Below are 18,196 nucleotides of genomic sequence, written 5' to 3'. Positions count from 1 at the left end.
GGATCGCATGATCCGCTATCGGTGTTGAACACGTATAACAGTCGACAGATGAGGAGCCCGGTTATGGCACGGCGCAAAATGGTGGCTGGCAACTGGAAGATGAACGGTTCGCGCGCCGCCCTGGCCGAGCTGGACGCGATCGCGGCGGCGGCGCTGGCGGCTCCGAATGTCGATGTCGCGATGGCGGTGCCCTTCACGCTGATCGCCGCGGCGGCGGAGCGGGTGCCCGATCTGGCGATCGGCGCGGAGGATGTGCACGAACGCGATTCGGGCGCGCATACCGGCTGCGTCTCGGCCGGGATGGTGCGCGAGGCGGGGGCGCGCTTCACGATCGTCGGCCATTCCGAGCGCCGTGCCGACCAGGGCGAGACGAGCCAGGACGCCTGGGCCAAGGCGGCGGCGGCGCATCGCAACGGCCTGAAGGTCATATTGTGCTGCGGCGAGACCGAGGCGGAGCGCAATGCGGGCCGCGCCGAGCGGGTGGTGCAGGCACAGATCGAGAAGTCGGTGCCCGACAATGCCGATGGCAGCTGGTTCACCCTGGCCTATGAACCGCGCTGGGCGATCGGGACCGGGCGGACGCCGACCGTCGAGGAGATCGCGACGATCCATTCGATCGCCCGCGCCAAGCTGCGCATGCTGATCGGCGATGCGGCGGATGACGTGCGCATCCTGTATGGCGGCTCGGTGATCGGCGAGAATGCCGCGGCCCTGTTGTCGGTCGAGAATGTCGACGGCGCGCTGGTCGGCGGGGCCAGCCTGACCGCCGAGAAGTTCGTGCCGATCATCGAGGCGGCGGCGGGGTTGTGATTGGGGTTGGGGTTGGGCGTGGCCTTCGACTGCGCTCAGGCTGAACGGAAGTTGGGGATCTGGTCCAATCCCTATAGCCGTTCACGCTGAGCGAAGTCGAAGCGCACGCCCCACCGCCGATCAAACCCCCGAATAGCGCCCCTTCAACATCCGATACGCCGCGCGCAGGGCATAGGCGTCACCCCCCTTGGGGCGTCCCGGCTTGCCCGAAGGCCGCCACGCGAACACGTCGAGATGCGCCCAGGCCGTATCCCGGGGCACGAAGCGCCGCAGGAAGAGCGCCGCCGTGATCGCCCCCGCAAAGCCGCCATCGGGGGCGTTGACCATGTCGGCGATGTCGGACTTGAGCATATCGTCATAGCCGTCCCAGAGCGGCATCCGCCACACGGGATCGTCCTCCGCCACGCCCGCCGCGAGCAGGTCCGCCGCCAGCGCCTCGTCATCGGTGAACAGCGGCGGCAGGTCGGGGCCCAGCGCCACGCGCGCCGCGCCGGTCAGCGTGGCGAAGTCGAGGATCAGCTGGGGCTTCTCCTCGCCCGCGCGAGTCAGCGCGTCGCCCAGGATCAGGCGGCCCTCGGCGTCGGTATTGGTGTTCTCGACGGTCAGGCCCTTGCGCGTGCGCAGCACGTCGCCGGGGCGGAAGGACGCGCCCGACACCGCATTCTCCACCGCCGGGATCAGCAGGTGCAGCCGGACCGGCAGCTTGGCCGCCATGACGAGGCCGGCCAGCGCCAGCGCATGCGCCGCGCCGCCCATGTCCTTCTTCATCAGCCGCATGCCCGCCGACGGCTTGATGTCGAGCCCGCCGGTGTCGAAGCACACGCCCTTGCCGACGATCGCGATACGCGGATGGGCGGGATTTCCCCAGGCAAGCTCGATCAGGCGCGGCGCACGGTCGCGCGTCGCGGCCTGCCCGACCGCGTGGATCATCGGATAGTCGCGGGCGAGCGTTTCGCCCGCCGTGACGGTGACGGTGGCGCCATGGGCCTGGGCCAGCGCCTCGGCCTGCGCTTCCAGCTCGGCGGGCCCCAGATCGCCGGCACCCGTGTTGACCAGATCGCGGACCAAGGCGGTCGCGGCGGCGATGCGGAGCATCTCGTCCCGGTGCGCGACGTCGCGGGTCAGCAGCACGCGCGGACCCGCATCCTCTGCCTTGCGATAGCGGGTGAAACGATATTGGCCGAGCAGCCAGCCCAGCGCATTGGCCCCGACCTCCGCGCCGTCCAGGCGATAGCTGCCCTCGGGCAGCGTCTCGGCGAGCTTTGCCAGGGCCCAGGGCGCGGCGGGATCGGCGACGCCCGCGACCACCGCGATGCCGTCATCCTGCGGCACGAGGATATGGCTGTTGGGCTTGGCGGTGAAGCGCTGCGCCGCCGCCAGCGCGCGGGTCGCGGCGGGCTGGCGGCTCAGCCAGCCGTCAAAGCCGTCGGCGGTCAGCAGCGTGATCGCATGGGCGCTCTGGCCGCGATCGGGTTGGAGCAGGGGGGTAAAGTCGGTCATTCGGCGGGACTCACGAGAAATTGTTCGATCTTTCCGGTCGCACCCGGCTCGGCATAGGTGCTGATGCGCAGCGTGCGGTTCGGATAGGTCACGCGGTAGGAACGGTTGACGAACCCGCCACGCAGCCGGGTCTTGCCCGTCTGTTCGATCGTCTTCGGCGCGCCGAGCGGCGACAGGCTCGCCCGATAGTCGGCGATGGTCGCGGGGGTGAAATAATAGGCCGCATCCTCGGTCAGCAGCGATCGGTCGAGGCGCCCCGCCTGAAGCTGGGCATAGACCCGGCGAATGCGGTCGAGCGCGGCGGCATCCCCGGCATCGGCCTTGGGCGCGGGCAGGACGATGTCGGATATGCCCTTGGCGATCCGCCCCTGCGCATCGGCGAACCAGGCATTGACCGCGACCACCACGGCGGCCTTGTCGTCCGGATAGACGATATTCTCGGTCAGGAAGCCGACCGCCTCGCCGCTATGCTCGACCACGCGGCGTCCATCGGCGGTGCCGACCGCGACGCCCAGCCCGTAATTGGTGTTCGATCCGTCTGCCAGCTTGACCGGCGTCTCCTGCTCGGCCCAGTCCTTCGCGGGCAGCAGCGTGCGGTTCATCCGCGCCACGTCCCATTTCGCCAGGTCGCGCGGCGCCATGGACAGCTCGCCCGCCGCATAGAGCCAGCCGGGGGCCGCGGGCGTCTCGACCCGGACGGGACCGAGCGCATGGCGGAGATAGCCCTGGGGGAAGCCCGGCCCGACCGCCTTGTCCTGATCCACCGCGCGGATGCCCAGCGGGCGGAAGACGCGCGCCTGGAGGAAGTCGAGCAGCGGCTGGCCCGATACCTTCTCGACGATCAGGCCCGCGACGACATAGCCGGTGTTGGAATATTGCCACTGGGTGCCGGGCGCGAAGTCGAGCGGCGCCTTGGCCCAGCGGTCGACGATCCCCTGCGGCGTGGTCGGGGTCGCCATCGCCTTGAAGCTGTAATCCTGCGGCCAGTAATCGCGCAGGCCCGAGGTATGGCTGAGCAACTGGCGGATGGTGATTGTGTCGCCGCCGCTGATGCCGGGAATATATTGGGCGACGGTGTCGTCCAGCGACAGCTTGCCTTCGTCCGCCAGCAACTGGATCGCGGTCGCGGTGAACTGCTTGGACACAGAGGCGATCTGATAGGGAAGCGCCGGATCGGCAGGGCCGCGCTGCCCCTCGAACTGCTTGCCGTAAGCCTTGACGAGCACGATTTTGCCGCCGCGCACCACCGCGATCGAGGCGGAGGGGACGCCGGTATCGGCTAGCGTCCTGGTCACCAGCGCATCGATCTTCTGGGTTTCTGCCGGGGTCAGGGCTTGCGCAGCGAGCGGAGCGGGGGCGAGCAGCGCGACGGCCGCCAGCAAGGTCGGGTATCTCATGCGCTCCAAGGAAGCAGGTTTGTGGGGGCGGTGCAACGGGAGTGAGGCGGGTGTGGGAGCGTGGAGGGCGGTCGTGCCCCCCTCCGTTCAGCCTGAGCGTAGTCGAAGGCCATGCTACGACATCTGCCAAGCCTGAAGATCACTGTGTGGAGAACGAGTCCCTTGGCCTTCGACTACGCTCAGGCTGAACGGGGGGATGGGAGACACCCGGCGCTTTTTCCTGGCCACCCCGGCGAAGGCCGGGGGCCAGTTGCGACGTTCTGCGTTGGAGACCTCGTCGCGCGCCTAGGAGCGCTGGCCACCGGACCCCGGCCTTCGCCGGGGTGGACTGCGGGAGACGGACGAATGACCACCGAACTGACCATCCTCGGCTGGTCGATCATCCTGTTGTTCGTCCATCTCGCGCTGCAATCCCAGCTGGCGACGCTGGACCGGGGCATCGGCTGGAATGCGGGGCCGCGTGACGGGACTCCGGCGCCGCTGGGGCCGCTTGCCGGGCGGGCGGAGCGTGCTTCGGCCAATTATCGCGAGACCTGGCCCGTCTTCATCGCGCTGGCGCTGGGGCTGGCCCTGACCGGCCGGAGCGGCGGGATGGCGGCGACCGGCGCGTGGATCTGGTTCCTCGCGCGGGTCGCCTATGTGCCGCTCTATCTGTTCGGCGTCCGCTATGTGCGGTCGCTGGCCTATCTGGTGTCGATGGCCGGGATCGTGATGATGCTTATCCGTTTCCTGTGACGGGGACGCCGTACAGGTCGTGCTCGTCGGCATCCTCGATCGCGACCGCCACGATATCGCCGACCGACAGATGCCCGGCATCGCGCAGGAAGACCTCTCCGTCGATCTCGGGCGCGTCGGCCTGGGACCGGCCGGTCGCGCCGCCTTCGTCATCCACCGCGTCGATGATGACGGGCAGGGTGCGGCCGACCTTGGCGGCCAGCTTGGCGGCGGAGATGGCGGCGGTCTTTTCCATGATCCGCGCGTAACGCTCCTCCTTCACCTCCTCGGGAACGTGATCGGGCAGGGCGTTGGCGGCGGCGCCCTCGACGGGCTCGAAGCGGAAGGCGCCGACCCGGTCGAGCTGCGCCTCGTCCAGCCAGTCGAGCAGATATTCGAAATCCTCCTCCGTCTCGCCGGGAAAGCCGACGACGAAGGTCGAGCGGATCGCGATATCGGGGCAGATGTCACGCCACTGGTGGATGCGCTGCAACACCTTGGCGTCGTTGCCGGGCCGCTTCATGCGGCGGAGCACCGACGGCGCGGCGTGCTGGAACGGGATGTCCAGATAGGGCAGCACCAGCCCTTCCGCCATCAGCGGGATCACCTGATCCACATGCGGATAGGGATAGACATAGTGCAGCCGCACCCAGGGCGCGATCTTGCCCAGTTCGCGGGCGAGATCGGTCATGTGCGGCACGACCTCCTGCCCCTTCCACATCCGGGGTTCCTTCCGGATGTCGATGCCGTAGGCCGAGGTGTCCTGGCTGATGACCAGCAGCTCGCGCGTGCCCGCCGCGACCAGCTTTTCCGCCTCGCGCAGGATGGCGTCGGGGCGGCGGCTGACCAGGTCGCCGCGAAGCGACGGGATGATGCAGAAGCTGCACCGGTGGTTGCAGCCCTCGGAAATTTTCAGATAGCTGTAATGGCGCGGGGTCAGCTTCAGCCCGGCGTCGGGGATCAGGTCGATATAGGGCGACAGGTTGGCGGGCGCGGCGGCGTGGACCGCCTCCACCACTTGCTCATATTCATGCGCGCCGGTGATCGCGAGCACGTCGGGGAAGCGGGTGCGGATCGCCTCGGCCTCCTTGCCCATGCAGCCGGTCACGATGACGCGGCCATTTTCCTTGATCGCCTCGCCGATCGCCTCCAGGCTTTCCTCCTTGGCGGAGTCGAGAAAGCCGCAGGTGTTGACGAGCACGACGTCGGCGCCCGCATAGTCGGGCGACATCTGATAGCCGTCTGCGCGGAGCTGGGTCAGGATGCGTTCGCTGTCGACCAGATTCTTGGGACAGCCGAGCGAGACCATGCCGACACGCGGCGGAGTAGGGAGTTTGGTTGCCATGGGATACGCGCGCACATAGTCCAAATCGTCGCGCTTTTCCAGATGCGCTTGCGCCATGTGGTCGACACGTCCGCGCGATACCGGCATGAGGGATGCAAATTCACAAGGGTTAAGCGCGATGCTGGCGATCGGATTGATGTCGGGAACCTCGCTCGACGGGGTGGATGCCGCGCTGATCGAGACGGACGGCGAGGCGCAGCGGCGCGCGATCGCCTTTCGCAGCGAGCCCTATTCGGATGCCGCGCGCACCGAACTGGCGGAGGCCACCGCCATGGCGCTGACCTTCGACCGACCGCGCGCCAGCCCGCCGATCGTCGCGGCGAGCGAGTTGATCGTGCGCACCCATGCGATGGTCGTCCAGAAGCTGTTGCGCGATGCCGGGATCGGTGCGGAGGCGGTCGATGTCATCGGCTTTCACGGCCAAACGGTCGCGCATCGCCCCGATCGCGGCTGGACCTGGCAGATCGGTGACGGACAGGCGCTGGCGGATGCGACCGGGATCGTCACCGTCTCCGACTTCCGCTCGGCCGATGTCGCGGCGGGCGGGCAGGGGGCGCCGCTGATCCCGGTCTATCACGCCGCACTGGCGGCCGGGCTGGAGAAGCCGGTGGCGATCCTCAATCTGGGCGGGGTGGCGAACGTCACCTGGATCGGCGACGACGGCGCGCTCGTCGCGTTCGATACCGGCCCGGCCAATGGCCTGATCGACAGCTGGATGGAGGCCGAGACCGGGCAGCGTTACGACGCCGATGGCGCGCTGGCGGGCAGCGGACGGGTGGAGCCGACCGTGCTCGACACGATGATGGACAATGGGTGGTTCGACCTCGCCCCGCCCAAGTCGCTCGACCGCAACGACTTCACCATCCAGCCCGCGCGGGGGCTGTCGGCGGCGGACGGTGCGGCGACGCTGACCGCCTTTACCGCGCAGACGGTGGCGCGCGCGCTCGACCATCTGCCCGCGCGGCCCCGGCGTCTGTTGGTCGCGGGCGGCGGGCGGCACAATGCCACGATGCTGGCGATGATCGCGGCGGCGACGGGGCTGACGCCCGAGCCGAGCGATGCGCTCGGCTGGAACGGCGACGCGATGGAGGCGGAGGGCTTCGCCTATATGGCGGTGCGTCGGCTGAACGAGCGGCCGATTAGCTTTCCCGGCACGACCGGCGTGCCGCAGCCGATGACCGGGGGCGTGATCCACCGCCCCGCCGGGGGATAGTTCAGGCGATCGGGTATGACCGTCGTCCCGGCGAGTCCCGCTCCGGCCCTGGGGCAGATCGACATCCAACGCTGCCTTTTCTTCCCTCGCCCCTCGCAGAGGGGAGAGGGTTGCGCAGACTTGGTCTTTGCGAGAGCAAAGGCTTAGTCGGAGCTGGGTGAGGGGTGGGCGCTCGCTTGGCGAGCGCGCGAGCCTCTGGGCTCGCTCAACCCCTCACCCAAGCTGCGCTAGCCAGCAGGCTGGCAAGCTTCGCTAACCCTCTCCCCTGTCCAGGGGAGAGGGGAAGAAGAAGGCATCATGAATGGCGACCGGCCCTAGCGTTGGGGCTTCAGGGGTTTGTCGGCCTTGACCGGCACCGGACAGCCGTCGATCTCGCGGACCACGGCATATTGCGGGTCGGCATCGGGCATCTCGTTCAGCTTGTGCAGGCCGACGCTCGGCGTCTTGCGGCTGACCCGCCTTTCCTTCGGTGCGCAGCGTTCGGGCAACTGGCCCAGCGTCGGGGTGACGGGCCACGCCTCATCGGCGGCGGACAGGGCGAGCAAGGCGAGCAGCGACAGCATCGGCATCCTCCCAGATGACGGGCGTCAGCCTATCATGACGCGCCGTTACCGACAATCAGCGTGCGACATAGGCGTCGATCAGCGCGCCGACATAATCGGGCTTGGCGCCGGTCAGTTCGGGTGCGGTACGGCCATTGCCATAGATGAAGCCGTAGATGGGATAGGTCGTGCTGCCCAGGCCGTCCGAGTCGCGGAACCAGACCTTCACCACGCTCCAGTCATTGGCGGGCGACACGTCGAACAGCGTGACGTCCTGCTCGGCATGGCCGCGTTCGCCATTCTGGATCGACCAGTTGGCATGGGTCAGCATCAGCACCCGGTCCTCGACCACGCGGCTGACCACCGCGACATGGCCGAGCGGCAGACGGCTGGTCTTTTCGAAGACGACGACCGCACCGACCCGGGGGGCATGGCCGCGCGGATATTTCCCCGCCGCCTGCGACCACCATGTCCAGGCATCGCCATAAAGCGAGATGCCCGAGGCTTGCCGCGCGAAGGGGACGCACTGGCCGACATAATCCAGCAGCGAGCGCGCGTCCGAGGGGATGGCGACCGTCAGCGCACAGAGTGAGAGAGTTGCCTTGGACACCACGCCTTTCATCTCTGTCACGGTAACGAGCCTCGCTTAATCGTGAACTGTACAAGATGGTTAATGCGGCCTTAGGGCGATCAGCCGAGCGTTCGCCGCGACCGATCGAGGCTTTGCGGCCGTCATGGGGCTATCCGCGCCGCGCGCTGGCCCGCGCCTCCAGGATGTTCCACAGGCCGCGATGCTGGACGAACAGCTGGGTCGCGCCGAATCCGCGCGCACGCGCCAGGCCGATGGCGGTATCGTCTTCGGGATCGTCCAGGATCGGATCGGGCATCGTGCCGGGCAGTGAGGCCAGCCCGAACCGCCGCGCCGCCTGGTCGAGCACCTGCCGGATTGCGCGCCAGTCTAGGATCAGCGCGGAGACCGCGCCGGTCGCGCAACCGCGCCGGTCCGAGTTGGCCAGCATTTCCAGCGTGTGGCGCAACTGGGTCAGCGCCGCATCGGTCTGTGCCTGTCCCGGCGTCGAGGGCAGCGGCCCCGCCGCCGATGTCAGATGCGCCAGATAGGCGCGTTCATGGGCAAAGGCGGTGGACGACTGGATCAGCCATGGCAGGGTGTCGATCTGGATGCCGCGCGCCATCGCGTAATCGATCATGCAGGGGTGATTGCCATGCACCGCGCAGACCGCATGGACCGCGTCGGTCAGGTCGTGGAGCAACGCCTGCGGCAGCAACAGCGCCTGGACATGCGGGTGCCCGGCGCTGCCCAGGCGCGCCATGATCGCCCCGATATCACCGCTTCGGTCATTCTGTATGTCAAAGGCCGTCGAGCTTGCCATGTCCATTCCGAAAAAGACCGGGGGCCACGTGCGGATAGGATGCGCCTTCCGACCCCGGAGCTTCGGCCTAATCCAAATTCGTTAACGGCCGGTTTACGAATAATGGAAAGCATTGCGATCCGCGGGAAATCGTGGGGAGCGGGACGGGCTGATCGCCGCCGATCCGGCATGGTGTCGATCCGGCTTTACGGAACGCGGTCTCGTCGCGATAACGCCCGGCGACGCGCCGGGGGCGCCCCCGGTGGCAATGAGGCTTGGAGTGGTATGAATGCGCAAATGGGTGCTGGGTCTGGCGCTGGCGTCGGTCGGGGCGTCGATCGCGATGGGATTGGGGGCGCCCGCCATGGCGGCTGAACCGGAAAAGCAGGGCGAACTGACCCTGGCGCGCGTGTTCGGCAGTCCCGACCTGTCGGGGTCGCAGCCGCGCGGGCTGCGCCTGTCGCCCGACGGCACGCTGCTGACCTCGCTGCGCCCGCGCGCCGACGAGCGCGAGCGGCTGGACCTCTGGGCGCGCGACACCCGCACCGGCGCGGAACGCATGCTGGTCGACTCCAAGAAGGTCGGCTCGGGCGCCGAACTGTCCGAGGCCGAGAAGATGCAGCGCGAGCGTGCGCGCATCGGCGGGTCAAAGGGCATCGTCGCCTATGACTGGGCGCCCGACGGCAAGTCGATCCTGGTGCCGCTGGACGGCGACCTGTATCTCGCCGGGCTGGACGGGCAGGTCCGCCGCCTGACCAATACGCCGGGCGGCGAGCTGAACCCGATCGTCAGCCCCAAGGGCGGCTATGTCAGCTTCGTGCGCGACCAGAATTTGTGGGCCATGCCGCTGGCGGGCGGAGAGGCGCGGGCCTTGACCACCGAGGGCGGCGGCACCGTCCATTTCGGCGAGGCGGAATTCGTCGCGCAGGAGGAAATGCACCGCTTCACCGGCTATTGGTGGAGCCCCGACGAGCGTTACATCGCGGTCGAGCGGTTCGATGATGCGCCGGTCAAGGTCGCGGTCCGCGCCGCCATCGGTGCGGCGGGCACCAAGGTCTATGAACAGCGCTATCCGGCGGCGGGCACGCCCAATGCGCTGGTCGACCTCTATGTCATGAAGGCGGACGGATCGGCCCGGGTGAAGGTCGATCTGGGCACCAATCCCGACATCTATCTGGCGCGCGTCGACTGGACGCCGGACGGCAAGACCCTGCTGGTCCAGCGTGAGAGCCGCGACCAGAAGATGCTCGACATGCTGCGCGTCGACCCGGTGACCGGCAAGTCGACCATCCTCTTCACCGAGCGTTCGGGCCAGCGTAGCTGGCTGAACCTGTCCGACGCCTATCGCCCGATGAAGGACGGCAGCCTGATCTGGCGGTCGGAGCGCGACGGCTATGGCCATCTCTATCACTTCGCGAACGGCCAGTGGACGCAGCTGACCAAGGGCCCCTGGGTCGTCACCAATCTGGTCGGCGTCGACGAGGCCAAGGGGCGGCTGTACTTCACGGGCCTGAAGGACGATGTGCTCGAACAGCATCTCTATGCCGTCGACATCGCGCATCCGGGCGTCGTCACCCGCCTGACCGAGCGCGGCTATACCAACAGCGCGACGATGGACTCCTCGGCCAGCCGCTTCATCGTCTCGCGCTCCAGCCCCAGCCAGCCGACCCAGGTCTATCTGGCCGACACCACGGGCAAGCGGCTGAGCTGGATCAACGAGAATGCGATCGTCGCGGGCCATCCCTATGCGCCCTATCTCGCCAGCCACCGCGAGACGCAGTTCGGCACGATCAAGGCCGATGACGGCACCACGCTCTATTGGGAGATGATCACTCCCAAGCTGGAGCCGGGCAAGAAATATCCCGTCTTCTTCCAGCATTATGGCGGCCCCGGCACCGGTCAGCAGGTCACGCGTGGCTGGCAAGGGGCACTGCCGCAATATCTGGTCGATCAGGGCTGGATCTTCTTCCAGATCGACAATCGCGGCTCGTATAATCGCGGCAAGGCGTTCGAGGATGCCATCTATCACGCGATGGGCACGGTCGAGGTCGCCGATCAGCTGGCGGGGGCGAACTATCTGAAGAGCCTGCCCTTTGTCGATCCCGCGCGGATCGCGACCTATGGCTGGTCGTACGGCGGCTATATGTCGATCAAGATGCTGGAGAAGACGCCGGGCGTCTATGCCGCCGCCGTGTCGGGCGCGCCGGTGACCGATTGGCAGCTTTACGACACCCATTATACCGAGCGTTATCTGGGCGACCCGCGCACCGACCCGCAAAGCTATGCGACGTCGCAGGCGATCACGGATGCCGCGAAGATCCGCGATCCGCTGATGCTGATCCACGGCATGGCCGACGACAATGTCTTCCTCGACAACGCGACCGCCTTCGCCGCCGAGATGCAGAAGACCGACACGCCGTTCGAGATGATGCTCTATCCGGGCCAGACCCACCGCGTCGGCGGGCCGGGCATTTCCGAGCATCTGTGGCACACGATCCTGAACTTCCTGGACCGGACGGTGAAGGATAAGCCGGCGAAGTGATCCCGATCCTCCCCGGCACGGGGAGGGGGACCATGCGCAGCATGGTGGAGGGGGCTGGCGGCAAGGGTTGACCTGTGCGGCACGTCCTCTCCGTCAGCGCTGGCGCGCTGCCACCTCCCCGTAACGGGGAGGATGTACGAACATGGCATGGCATTCCTGAAGACCTTCCACCTCTGGCCCTTCCTCGACACGCTGGTCAGCTATCTGACCGCCTTCGTGCTGGGCACGGTGATCGGGGCCGAACGGCAATATCGCCAGCGGACCGCGGGCCTGCGCACCAATGCGCTGGTCGCGATCGGGGCGGCGGCGTTCGTCGATCTCGGTCAGCGGCTGGGCGGCAATGTCGAGTCGATCCGCATCATCGCCTATGTCGTGTCGGGGATCGGCTTCCTGGGCGCGGGCGTCATCATGAAGGAGGGGATGAACGTCCGCGGGCTCAATACGGCCGCGACCCTGTGGTGCTCGGCGGCGGTCGGCTCGATCGCGGGCAGCGACATGGTGGCCGAGGCGGTGCTGCTGACCGGCATCGTCCTGCTCGCCAACACCGCGCTGCGCCCGCTGGTCGATGCGATCAACCGCATCCCCGTCGAGGGGCGGCATGTCGAGGCGACCTATTCGGTCAGCCTGACCACGACCGCCGCACAGGCCGGGCCAGTCGGCGACCTGCTAGTCGAACATCTGGAGGGCGCGGGCCTGCCGGTCGGCGAACTGGATAGCGAGGAGCGCGGAGAGGATCAGGTGACCGTCACCGCGATCCTGACCAGCACCATCGTCGAGGCGGGTGAACTCGACCGCATCACCGACCATTTCCAGAGCGTCCACGGCATCGCCCACGCGACCTGGGCGGCGAGTACGCATGACTAAACTCCCCTCCCGCAGGCGGGAGGGGTTGGGGGAGGGGCGTGCCGCACGCGCCGGTCTCGGTGAGACTCCGGGCCCTCCCCCCGGCCCCCTCCCGCTTGCGGGAGGGGGAGGCGGCCTAAACCCCCGCTTGCCTTTCCCAAACGCGCACTATTCGTAAAGTCGGTGGACGTATCCGCGCAATGACGCTACCGGCTCAGGCTTCCGAGTGGAGGGTTTAATGGGTTATCGCGTGGTGGTCGCCGGGGCGACGGGCAATGTCGGCCGGGAAATGATCAACATTCTGGCGGAGCGGGAATTCCCGATCGACGAGCTGGCGGTCGTCGCCTCGTCGCGCAGCCAGGGCGACCAGATCGAATATGGTGAGACCGGCAAGATGCTCACCATCAAGAATATCGAGCATTTCGATCCCACCGGCTGGGACATGGCGCTGTTCGCGATCGGGTCGGACGCGACCAAGGTCTATGCCCCCAAATTCGCCGCTGCGGGCTGCATCGTGATCGACAATTCGTCGCTCTATCGCATGGACCCGGACGTGCCGCTGATCGTGCCGGAAGTGAACCCCGATGCGATCGACGGCTATACCGCCAAGAACATCATCGCCAACCCGAACTGCTCGACCGCGCAGATGGTCGTGGCGCTCAAGCCGCTGCACGACAAGGCGACGATCAAGCGCGTCGTCGTCGCGACCTATCAGTCGGTGTCGGGCGCGGGCAAGGCGGGCATGGACGAGCTGTTCGAGCAGAGCCGCAACATCTTCGTCGGCGACCCCGCCGAGCCCAAGAAGTTCACCAAGCAGATCGCCTTCAACGTGATCCCGCACATCGACAGCTTCCTGGAGGACGGCTCCACCAAGGAAGAGTGGAAGATGGTCGCCGAGACCAAGAAGATCCTCGACCCCAAGGTCAAGGTGACGGCGACCTGCGTCCGCGTGCCCGTCTTCGTCGGCCATTCCGAGGCGCTGAACATCGAATTCGAGGACGAGATCTCGGCACAGGAAGCGCAGGACATCCTGCGCGAGGCGCCCGGCGTCATGCTGATCGACAAGCGCGAGGACGGCGGATACGTCACCCCGATCGAATGCGTCGGCGACTATGCTACCTTCATCAGCCGCGTGCGCGAGGACTCGACGGTCGATAACGGCCTGTCGCTGTGGTGCGTGTCGGACAATCTGCGGAAAGGTGCGGCGCTGAACGCGGTGCAGATCGCCGAGCTGCTCGGCCGTCGCCACCTGAAGAAGGGGTAAGTCTCGATCCTCCCCGGAACGGGGAGGGGGAGCATCGCGAAGCGATGGTGGAGGGGGCTCTCCGACGGGCAGTCCTATCGGGAAGTCCCCCTCCGTCAGCGCTGCGCGCCGCCACCTCCCCGTATCGGGGAGGATAAGGGGTTCACCGCCCCATATACAGCCCCGGCCGGTGCCAGGCGAAGAGGATCAGGCTGATCGCCGCCGCGCTGATCGCAGACCAGATCAGTTGGGTGCCCGTCACCACCGGGATGGCCAGGCTGAGGATCACGACGTCGAGCGCGACCTGGGTCAGTCCCATATTCCATCCGTGCTTGCGATAGAGCCAGATGGTGATGACCCCGGTGCCGCCGACCCCCGCCTGGTGCCGGGCGAGCGACAATATGCCCATGCCGATCACCGTACCGCCGACCAGCGCGGCAAAGGCCGGGTGGACCGCATCGACATGCACCGACACCCGCGTGATCGCCGAGGCGATGCCGATCCCGACATTGACCAGCACCGTCTTCACCGCGAACCGCGCGCCCATCACCTTGTGCGCGAACAGGAAGAACGGGATATTGACCAGCGTGAACAGCACGCCCGCGGGCAGCGGGATCAGATAGGACAGCAACAGCGCGACGCCCGCGATCCCGCCGGTCACCAGCCCCGCCGCTTTCAGGAACACCAGCCCCACGATCAGCAGCGTGCAGCCGATGAAGATGGCATAGGCGTCTTCGAGCAGGCTGTGCGGCCGCCCGATCGGGCTGGGCGGCAGGGTCTCGGCGGCGGGAGCGGTGGTTGCGGTCATCAAGCGTCCGGTTATGGGTCCGGCATCCGCTCCATCGGCCCGCTTCTGGCGGCAGGCATGGCGCCTTTTAGCGCAACTGCTTAGCCAAGCCAAATGGCGGGCGGCGGGCCCGCGCCATCGTCCGCCCGAAGGGTACAAATTATTGGGGGTGGCGACACGCGCCGCGCGGGCATAGGGCGCGCCGATGACCATCAAGGAGCGCCACGGCCTCGCGGCCCTGACCGACAAGGAGAAGCAGACGCTGCGCCTGATCGTCCGGGGGCATGACGCCAAGTCGGTCGCGCAGACGCTCGACCTGTCGGTCCACACCATCAACGAACGGCTGCGCGACGCGCGGCGCAAATTGTCGGTGTCGAGCAGCCGGGAGGCGGCGCGGATGCTCCTCGATGCGGAAGGGGGCATGGTCGTCCCGCCACCCCCCGAAAAGTCGGGGGACATGACGATCGGGGAGGACCGCCAGGCCGCGACGGAGGATCAGGCCAGGGCGCCGATCGGCGGCGTGGGGCGCGGCGGACGCCGTTTCCCGATCCTCATAGGAGCCTTGCTCATGACCCTTGCTTTCGGCCTGATCGCCCTTGTCGGCCTGCCTTATATGCTCGCGACGTCGCCGCAAGATGCCCCGGTCGCCTCCGCCGCCCACGACCCGGCGGTGGTCGACGCCGCGCAGCGCTTCCTGGCGCTGGTCGATCAGGGACGCTGGGCGGACAGCTACCGCGCGACCGGCTCGGCCTTTCGCAGGATCAATAGCGAGGCGGTATGGGCGGCGGCTTCCGAAAAAATGCGCGCGCAGATGGGGACGATGGTTTCGCGGTTGTTCCTCTCGCAGGAAAATCTGCCCGCGCCGCCCGATGGCTATGAGGTGGTGAAATTCCGCGCGCGCTATTCCAGAGCGGGCGATGTCATCGAGACGGTCACGCTCGAGCATCAGGCGGGGGCGTGGCGGATCGTCGGCATCACGGTCGGCTGAGCCACGGTCTTTCCGCCGTCGGAGACGGGCCCGTTCGCGGCATTCCGGCCGCAAACGGGTCCACATCCCGCGCGATCTATATTAGGGCGATCCGGTAGCCCCGCTTTCCTACCGGAGACTTGATCCTTGGCCGAAACCGCCCCCGAAACCCGCTTCTTCGACAGCTTCGACGGGACGCCGATCGCGTGGCGCGAAATGGGGGAGGGGCGGGCGCTCGTCCTGATCCATGGTTATTTCTCCGACGCGAACACCAACTGGATCCGCTATGGCCACGCCGCCGCCATCGCGGCCAGGGGCTACCGGGTCATCATGCCCGATCTTCGCGCGCACGGCGAAAGCGGCAAGCCGCATGACCCCGCCGCCTATCCGAAGGACGCGCTGACCCGCGACGGCCATGCGCTGGTCGAGCATCTCGGGCTGACCGATTACGACCTGGGCGGCTATTCGCTGGGCGCGCGGACGGTCAGCCGGATGCTGGCCACCGGCGCGGAGCCGGGCAAGGCGATCTTTGCGGGCATGGGGCTGGAGGGGCTGCTCCATACCGGGCGACGGGTCGATCATTTCACCAACATCCTGACGCGTCTGGGCGAGCATAAGCGCGGTTCGCCCGAATGGATGGCGGAGGCGTTCCTGAAGACCACCGGCGGCGATCCGGTCGCGCTGCTGCATATCCTGAACACCTTCGCAGATACGCCGCTATCGGCAATCGAGGGGTTCGACCTGCCCGCTCTGGTCGTCGCGGGCGTGGAGGATTTCGACAATGGCGCGGCGGTCGATCTGGCCGACGCGCTGCCGCGCGGCCGCTATGTCGAGATTCCGGGCAATCACATGAGTTCGGTGACCAAGCCCGAACTGGGGGAGGCCATCGCCCGGTTCCTGACCGCTTGACGGCGGCGGGCAAAGCCGCGCAACTGCGCGTCATCGGCTCCGCTTCGAGAGCAATGTGATGAATTCAGGGGGAAAATGATGCTTCGCTCCGCCGTTTCCGGCACCGTGCTCGCCTTCGCGCTGGCGGGGGCCGCCCATGCCCAAACCGCCCCGCAGCCGGCCGCGACCCAGCCCCCCGCCACCGTCGCAGGCGCCGATGCCTTCGTCGCGGAGGCCGAGAAGACGCTGGCCGACAAATCGGTCGGGGCGCAGCAGATCGCCTGGGTCAACGCGACCTATATCACCGACGACACCGACGCGCTGGCCGCCGCCTCGGGCGCGGAAATGACCGATCTCGCGGTCCGCTACGGCCTGGGCGCGGCGCGCTATCAGGCGCTGCCGGGCCTGTCCTATGACACCAAGCGCAAGCTGGACCTGCTGCGCGGCGGCATCACGCTGCCCGCGCCCACCACGCCCGGCGCGGCGGCGCAGCTGTCGATGCTGACCACGCGCATGTCCTCGGCCTATGGCAAGGGCAAGGGGCTGCGGAACGGCCAGCCGATCAACGGATCGGATATCGAGGCCGCGATGGGCAGCGAGCGCGATCCCGCCAGGCTGAAGGAAATGTGGGTCAGCTGGCATGACAATGTCGGTGCGCCGATGCGCGCGGACTATGCGCAGATGACCGCGCTCGCCAACCAGGGCGCCAGGGAGCTGGGCTATGTCGATGCCGGATCGCTGTGGCGGTCGGGCTATGACATGCCGCCGGAACAGTTCGCGCAACTGACCGACAGGATCTGGGGCGAGCTGGAGCCGCTGTACCAGGCGCTGCACACCTATGTCCGGTGGAAGCTGAACGAGAAATATGGCGATGCCGTCCAGTCGAAGACCGGCCCGATCCGCGCCGACCTGCTCGGCAATATGTGGGCGCAGGAATGGGGCAATATCTATGACCTCGTCGCGCCCAAGGGGGCGGGCGATGTCGGGTACGATACCGGCGAGCTGCTGAAGGCCAAGGGCTATGACCCGATCCGGATGGTGAAGGCGGGCGAGGGCTTCTACTCCTCGCTGGGCTTCGCGCCCCTGCCGCAGAGCTTCTGGCAGCGTTCGCAGATCGTGAAGCCCGCCGACCGCGAGGTGATCTGCCACGCCTCGGCCTGGGATGTCGACAACAAGGACGATATCCGGATCAAGATGTGCACGAAGGTCAATGCCGACGACTTCGTGACCATCCATCACGAACTCGGCCATAATTACTATCAGCGCGCCTATAAGGACCAGCCCTTCCTCTACAAGAACGGCGCCAATGACGGATTTCACGAGGCGATCGGCGATACCGTCGCGCTGTCGATCACGCCCGATTATCTGGTGAAGATCGGCCTGCTCGACCCCGCCAAGGTGCCGAGTGCCGACAAGGATATCGGCCTGTTGCTGCGCCAGGCGATGGACAAGGTGGCGTTCCTGCCCTTCGGCCTGCTGATCGACAAGTGGCGCTGGGGCGTGTTCTCGGGCCAGATCCCGGCCGGGCAATATCAGGCGGGCTGGGACGCACTGCGCCTGAAGTACCAGGGCGTGGTGCCGCCGGTCGCGCGCGACGAGACGAAGTTCGATCCGGGTGCGAAGTATCATATCCCGGCGGGCGTGCCCTATGCGCGCTATTTCCTGGCGCGGGTGCTCCAGTTCCAGTTCTACAAGGCGGCGTGCGACCAGGCCGGGTGGAAGGGACCGCTCCACCGCTGCTCCTTCTATGGCAACAAGAAGGTCGGCGAGAAGCTGAACGCGATGCTGGCCATGGGTCAGTCCAAGCCCTGGCCGGACGCGCTTCAGGTGTTCACCGGCAGCCGCGAGATGTCGGGCAAGGCGCTGGTCGAATATTTCGCGCCGCTGAAGACGTGGCTGGATCAGCAGAACAAGGGCAAGCCGCAGGGTTGGTGATGTTGCGAGGGGTGAATGGCGTTGCCCGCCCCTCCACCACTCGCTTTCGCGAGCGGTCCCCCTCCCCAAGCTGTGCTTGGGGAGGAATGAAGCGGCACCC

Annotated in this window: 16 protein-coding genes; 9 read left to right on the top strand and 7 right to left on the bottom strand. The window is 67.3% G+C overall.

Going from position 1 to position 18,196, the window contains the following annotated elements; all coding sequences use genetic code 11:
• The first annotated feature begins 63 nt into the window (after positions 1 to 63).
• On the top strand, positions 64 to 810 hold the full coding sequence (gene tpiA, locus QE385_RS04985; protein WP_307099663.1) for a triose-phosphate isomerase: 747 nt from the start codon (positions 64 to 66) through the stop codon (positions 808 to 810).
• Between the two features lie 120 nt (positions 811 to 930).
• On the opposite strand, the gene QE385_RS04980 is transcribed toward tpiA, so the two are convergent.
• Together QE385_RS04980 and QE385_RS04975 are read right to left on the bottom strand one after the other, a co-directional pair.
• A complete protein-coding gene (locus QE385_RS04980) occupies positions 931 to 2,310 on the bottom strand; it encodes a M17 family metallopeptidase (protein WP_307099660.1) in 1,380 nt (459 codons plus the stop codon).
• Positions 2,307 to 3,707, bottom strand: coding sequence for a serine hydrolase (locus QE385_RS04975; protein ID WP_307099658.1), 1,401 nt, complete (start codon positions 3,705 to 3,707; stop codon positions 2,307 to 2,309). Before QE385_RS04975 ends, QE385_RS04980 begins: the two co-directional genes overlap by 4 nt.
• 345 nt (positions 3,708 to 4,052) lie before the next feature.
• On the opposite strand from QE385_RS04975, the gene QE385_RS04970 reads away from it, so the two are divergent.
• Positions 4,053 to 4,442 (top strand): MAPEG family protein, encoded by a 390-nt coding sequence (locus QE385_RS04970; protein ID WP_307099657.1) that lies wholly within the window; start codon positions 4,053 to 4,055, stop codon positions 4,440 to 4,442.
• Here QE385_RS04970 and rimO read toward each other — a convergent pair.
• Positions 4,426 to 5,766 (bottom strand): 30S ribosomal protein S12 methylthiotransferase RimO, encoded by a 1,341-nt coding sequence (rimO, locus tag QE385_RS04965; RefSeq protein ID WP_307099655.1) that lies wholly within the window; start codon positions 5,764 to 5,766, stop codon positions 4,426 to 4,428. The two genes, QE385_RS04970 and rimO, sit on opposite strands and share 17 nt — an antisense overlap.
• A 118-nt stretch (positions 5,767 to 5,884) precedes the next feature.
• Between rimO and QE385_RS04960 the strand changes: the two genes are divergently transcribed.
• Positions 5,885 to 6,979, top strand: coding sequence for an anhydro-N-acetylmuramic acid kinase (locus tag QE385_RS04960; protein WP_307099652.1), 1,095 nt, complete (start codon positions 5,885 to 5,887; stop codon positions 6,977 to 6,979).
• A gap of 314 nt (positions 6,980 to 7,293) precedes the next feature.
• Here the strand turns inward: QE385_RS04960 and QE385_RS04955 are convergent, their stop codons facing one another.
• The 3 genes from QE385_RS04955 to QE385_RS04945 form a co-directional block, all read right to left on the bottom strand.
• Positions 7,294 to 7,542: a hypothetical protein gene (locus QE385_RS04955; RefSeq protein ID WP_307099650.1), complete on the bottom strand. Its 249-nt coding sequence runs from the start codon at positions 7,540 to 7,542 to the stop codon at positions 7,294 to 7,296.
• 55 nt (positions 7,543 to 7,597) lie between these two features.
• Positions 7,598 to 8,143, bottom strand: a complete 546-nt coding sequence (locus QE385_RS04950; RefSeq protein WP_307104560.1) for a CHAP domain-containing protein — start codon at positions 8,141 to 8,143, stop codon at positions 7,598 to 7,600.
• Between the two features lie 118 nt (positions 8,144 to 8,261).
• The gene (locus tag QE385_RS04945) at positions 8,262 to 8,852 is read right to left on the bottom strand and encodes a hypothetical protein (protein WP_307099648.1); all 591 of its coding nucleotides are present in this window, start codon (positions 8,850 to 8,852) and stop codon (positions 8,262 to 8,264) included.
• Positions 8,853 to 9,180: 328 nt separating this feature from the next.
• On the opposite strand from QE385_RS04945, the gene QE385_RS04940 reads away from it, so the two are divergent.
• The 3 genes from QE385_RS04940 (at position 9,181) to QE385_RS04930 (ending at position 13,540) form a co-directional block, all read left to right on the top strand.
• Complete coding sequence (locus QE385_RS04940; protein WP_373424631.1) at positions 9,181 to 11,433, top strand: DPP IV N-terminal domain-containing protein; 2,253 nt, start codon at positions 9,181 to 9,183, stop codon at positions 11,431 to 11,433.
• Between the two features lie 147 nt (positions 11,434 to 11,580).
• Positions 11,581 to 12,297: an MgtC/SapB family protein gene (locus QE385_RS04935; protein WP_307099646.1), complete on the top strand. Its 717-nt coding sequence runs from the start codon at positions 11,581 to 11,583 to the stop codon at positions 12,295 to 12,297.
• A 217-nt stretch (positions 12,298 to 12,514) separates the two neighbouring features.
• On the top strand, positions 12,515 to 13,540 hold the full coding sequence (locus QE385_RS04930) for an aspartate-semialdehyde dehydrogenase (RefSeq protein WP_307099643.1): 1,026 nt from the start codon (positions 12,515 to 12,517) through the stop codon (positions 13,538 to 13,540).
• A 142-nt stretch (positions 13,541 to 13,682) separates the two neighbouring features.
• On the opposite strand, the gene QE385_RS04925 is transcribed toward QE385_RS04930, so the two are convergent.
• The gene (locus QE385_RS04925) at positions 13,683 to 14,327 is read right to left on the bottom strand and encodes a YitT family protein (protein WP_307099641.1); all 645 of its coding nucleotides are present in this window, start codon (positions 14,325 to 14,327) and stop codon (positions 13,683 to 13,685) included.
• 184 nt (positions 14,328 to 14,511) lie between these two features.
• Between QE385_RS04925 and QE385_RS04920 the strand changes: the two genes are divergently transcribed.
• The 3 genes from QE385_RS04920 to QE385_RS04910 all read left to right on the top strand — a co-directional run bounded on the left by QE385_RS04920 (position 14,512) and on the right by QE385_RS04910 (position 18,096).
• A complete protein-coding gene (locus QE385_RS04920) occupies positions 14,512 to 15,294 on the top strand; it encodes a DUF4019 domain-containing protein (protein ID WP_307099639.1) in 783 nt (260 codons plus the stop codon).
• A 126-nt stretch (positions 15,295 to 15,420) separates the two neighbouring features.
• On the top strand, positions 15,421 to 16,182 hold the full coding sequence (locus tag QE385_RS04915) for an alpha/beta fold hydrolase (protein ID WP_307099637.1): 762 nt from the start codon (positions 15,421 to 15,423) through the stop codon (positions 16,180 to 16,182).
• Positions 16,183 to 16,260: 78 nt separating this feature from the next.
• Positions 16,261 to 18,096, top strand: coding sequence for a M2 family metallopeptidase (locus QE385_RS04910; protein WP_307099636.1), 1,836 nt, complete (start codon positions 16,261 to 16,263; stop codon positions 18,094 to 18,096).
• Positions 18,097 to 18,196 lie beyond the last annotated feature (100 nt).

The sequence above is a fragment of the Sphingomonas sp. SORGH_AS_0950 genome (genome assembly GCF_030818415.1).
Classification (GTDB): Bacteria; Pseudomonadota; Alphaproteobacteria; order Sphingomonadales; family Sphingomonadaceae; genus Sphingomonas.
The sequence above is the reverse complement of the archived record's forward strand: the minus strand, read 5'-3'. Positions and strand labels throughout refer to the sequence as shown.

Coding starts and splice junctions, on each gene's coding strand:
- QE385_RS04925 (WP_307099641.1), bottom strand. CDS start 14,327: ATGACCGCAACCACCGCTCCCGCCGCCGAGACCCTGCCGCCCAGCCCG.
- QE385_RS04980 (WP_307099660.1), bottom strand. CDS start 2,310: ATGACCGACTTTACCCCCCTGCTCCAACCCGATCGCGGCCAGAGCGCC.
- QE385_RS04945 (WP_307099648.1), bottom strand. CDS start 8,852: ATGGCGCGCCTGGGCAGCGCCGGGCACCCGCATGTCCAGGCGCTGTTG.
- QE385_RS04960 (WP_307099652.1), top strand. CDS start 5,885: ATGCTGGCGATCGGATTGATGTCGGGAACCTCGCTCGACGGGGTGGAT.
- QE385_RS04950 (WP_307104560.1), bottom strand. CDS start 8,143: ATGAAAGGCGTGGTGTCCAAGGCAACTCTCTCACTCTGTGCGCTGACG.
- QE385_RS04970 (WP_307099657.1), top strand. CDS start 4,053: ATGACCACCGAACTGACCATCCTCGGCTGGTCGATCATCCTGTTGTTC.
- QE385_RS04940 (WP_373424631.1), top strand. CDS start 9,181: ATGCGCAAATGGGTGCTGGGTCTGGCGCTGGCGTCGGTCGGGGCGTCG.
- QE385_RS04955 (WP_307099650.1), bottom strand. CDS start 7,542: ATGCTGTCGCTGCTCGCCTTGCTCGCCCTGTCCGCCGCCGATGAGGCG.
- QE385_RS04910 (WP_307099636.1), top strand. CDS start 16,261: ATGCTTCGCTCCGCCGTTTCCGGCACCGTGCTCGCCTTCGCGCTGGCG.
- QE385_RS04975 (WP_307099658.1), bottom strand. CDS start 3,707: ATGAGATACCCGACCTTGCTGGCGGCCGTCGCGCTGCTCGCCCCCGCT.
- QE385_RS04920 (WP_307099639.1), top strand. CDS start 14,512: ATGACCATCAAGGAGCGCCACGGCCTCGCGGCCCTGACCGACAAGGAG.
- QE385_RS04935 (WP_307099646.1), top strand. CDS start 11,581: ATGGCATTCCTGAAGACCTTCCACCTCTGGCCCTTCCTCGACACGCTG.
- tpiA (WP_307099663.1), top strand. CDS start 64: ATGGCACGGCGCAAAATGGTGGCTGGCAACTGGAAGATGAACGGTTCG.
- rimO (WP_307099655.1), bottom strand. CDS start 5,766: ATGGCAACCAAACTCCCTACTCCGCCGCGTGTCGGCATGGTCTCGCTC.
- QE385_RS04930 (WP_307099643.1), top strand. CDS start 12,515: ATGGGTTATCGCGTGGTGGTCGCCGGGGCGACGGGCAATGTCGGCCGG.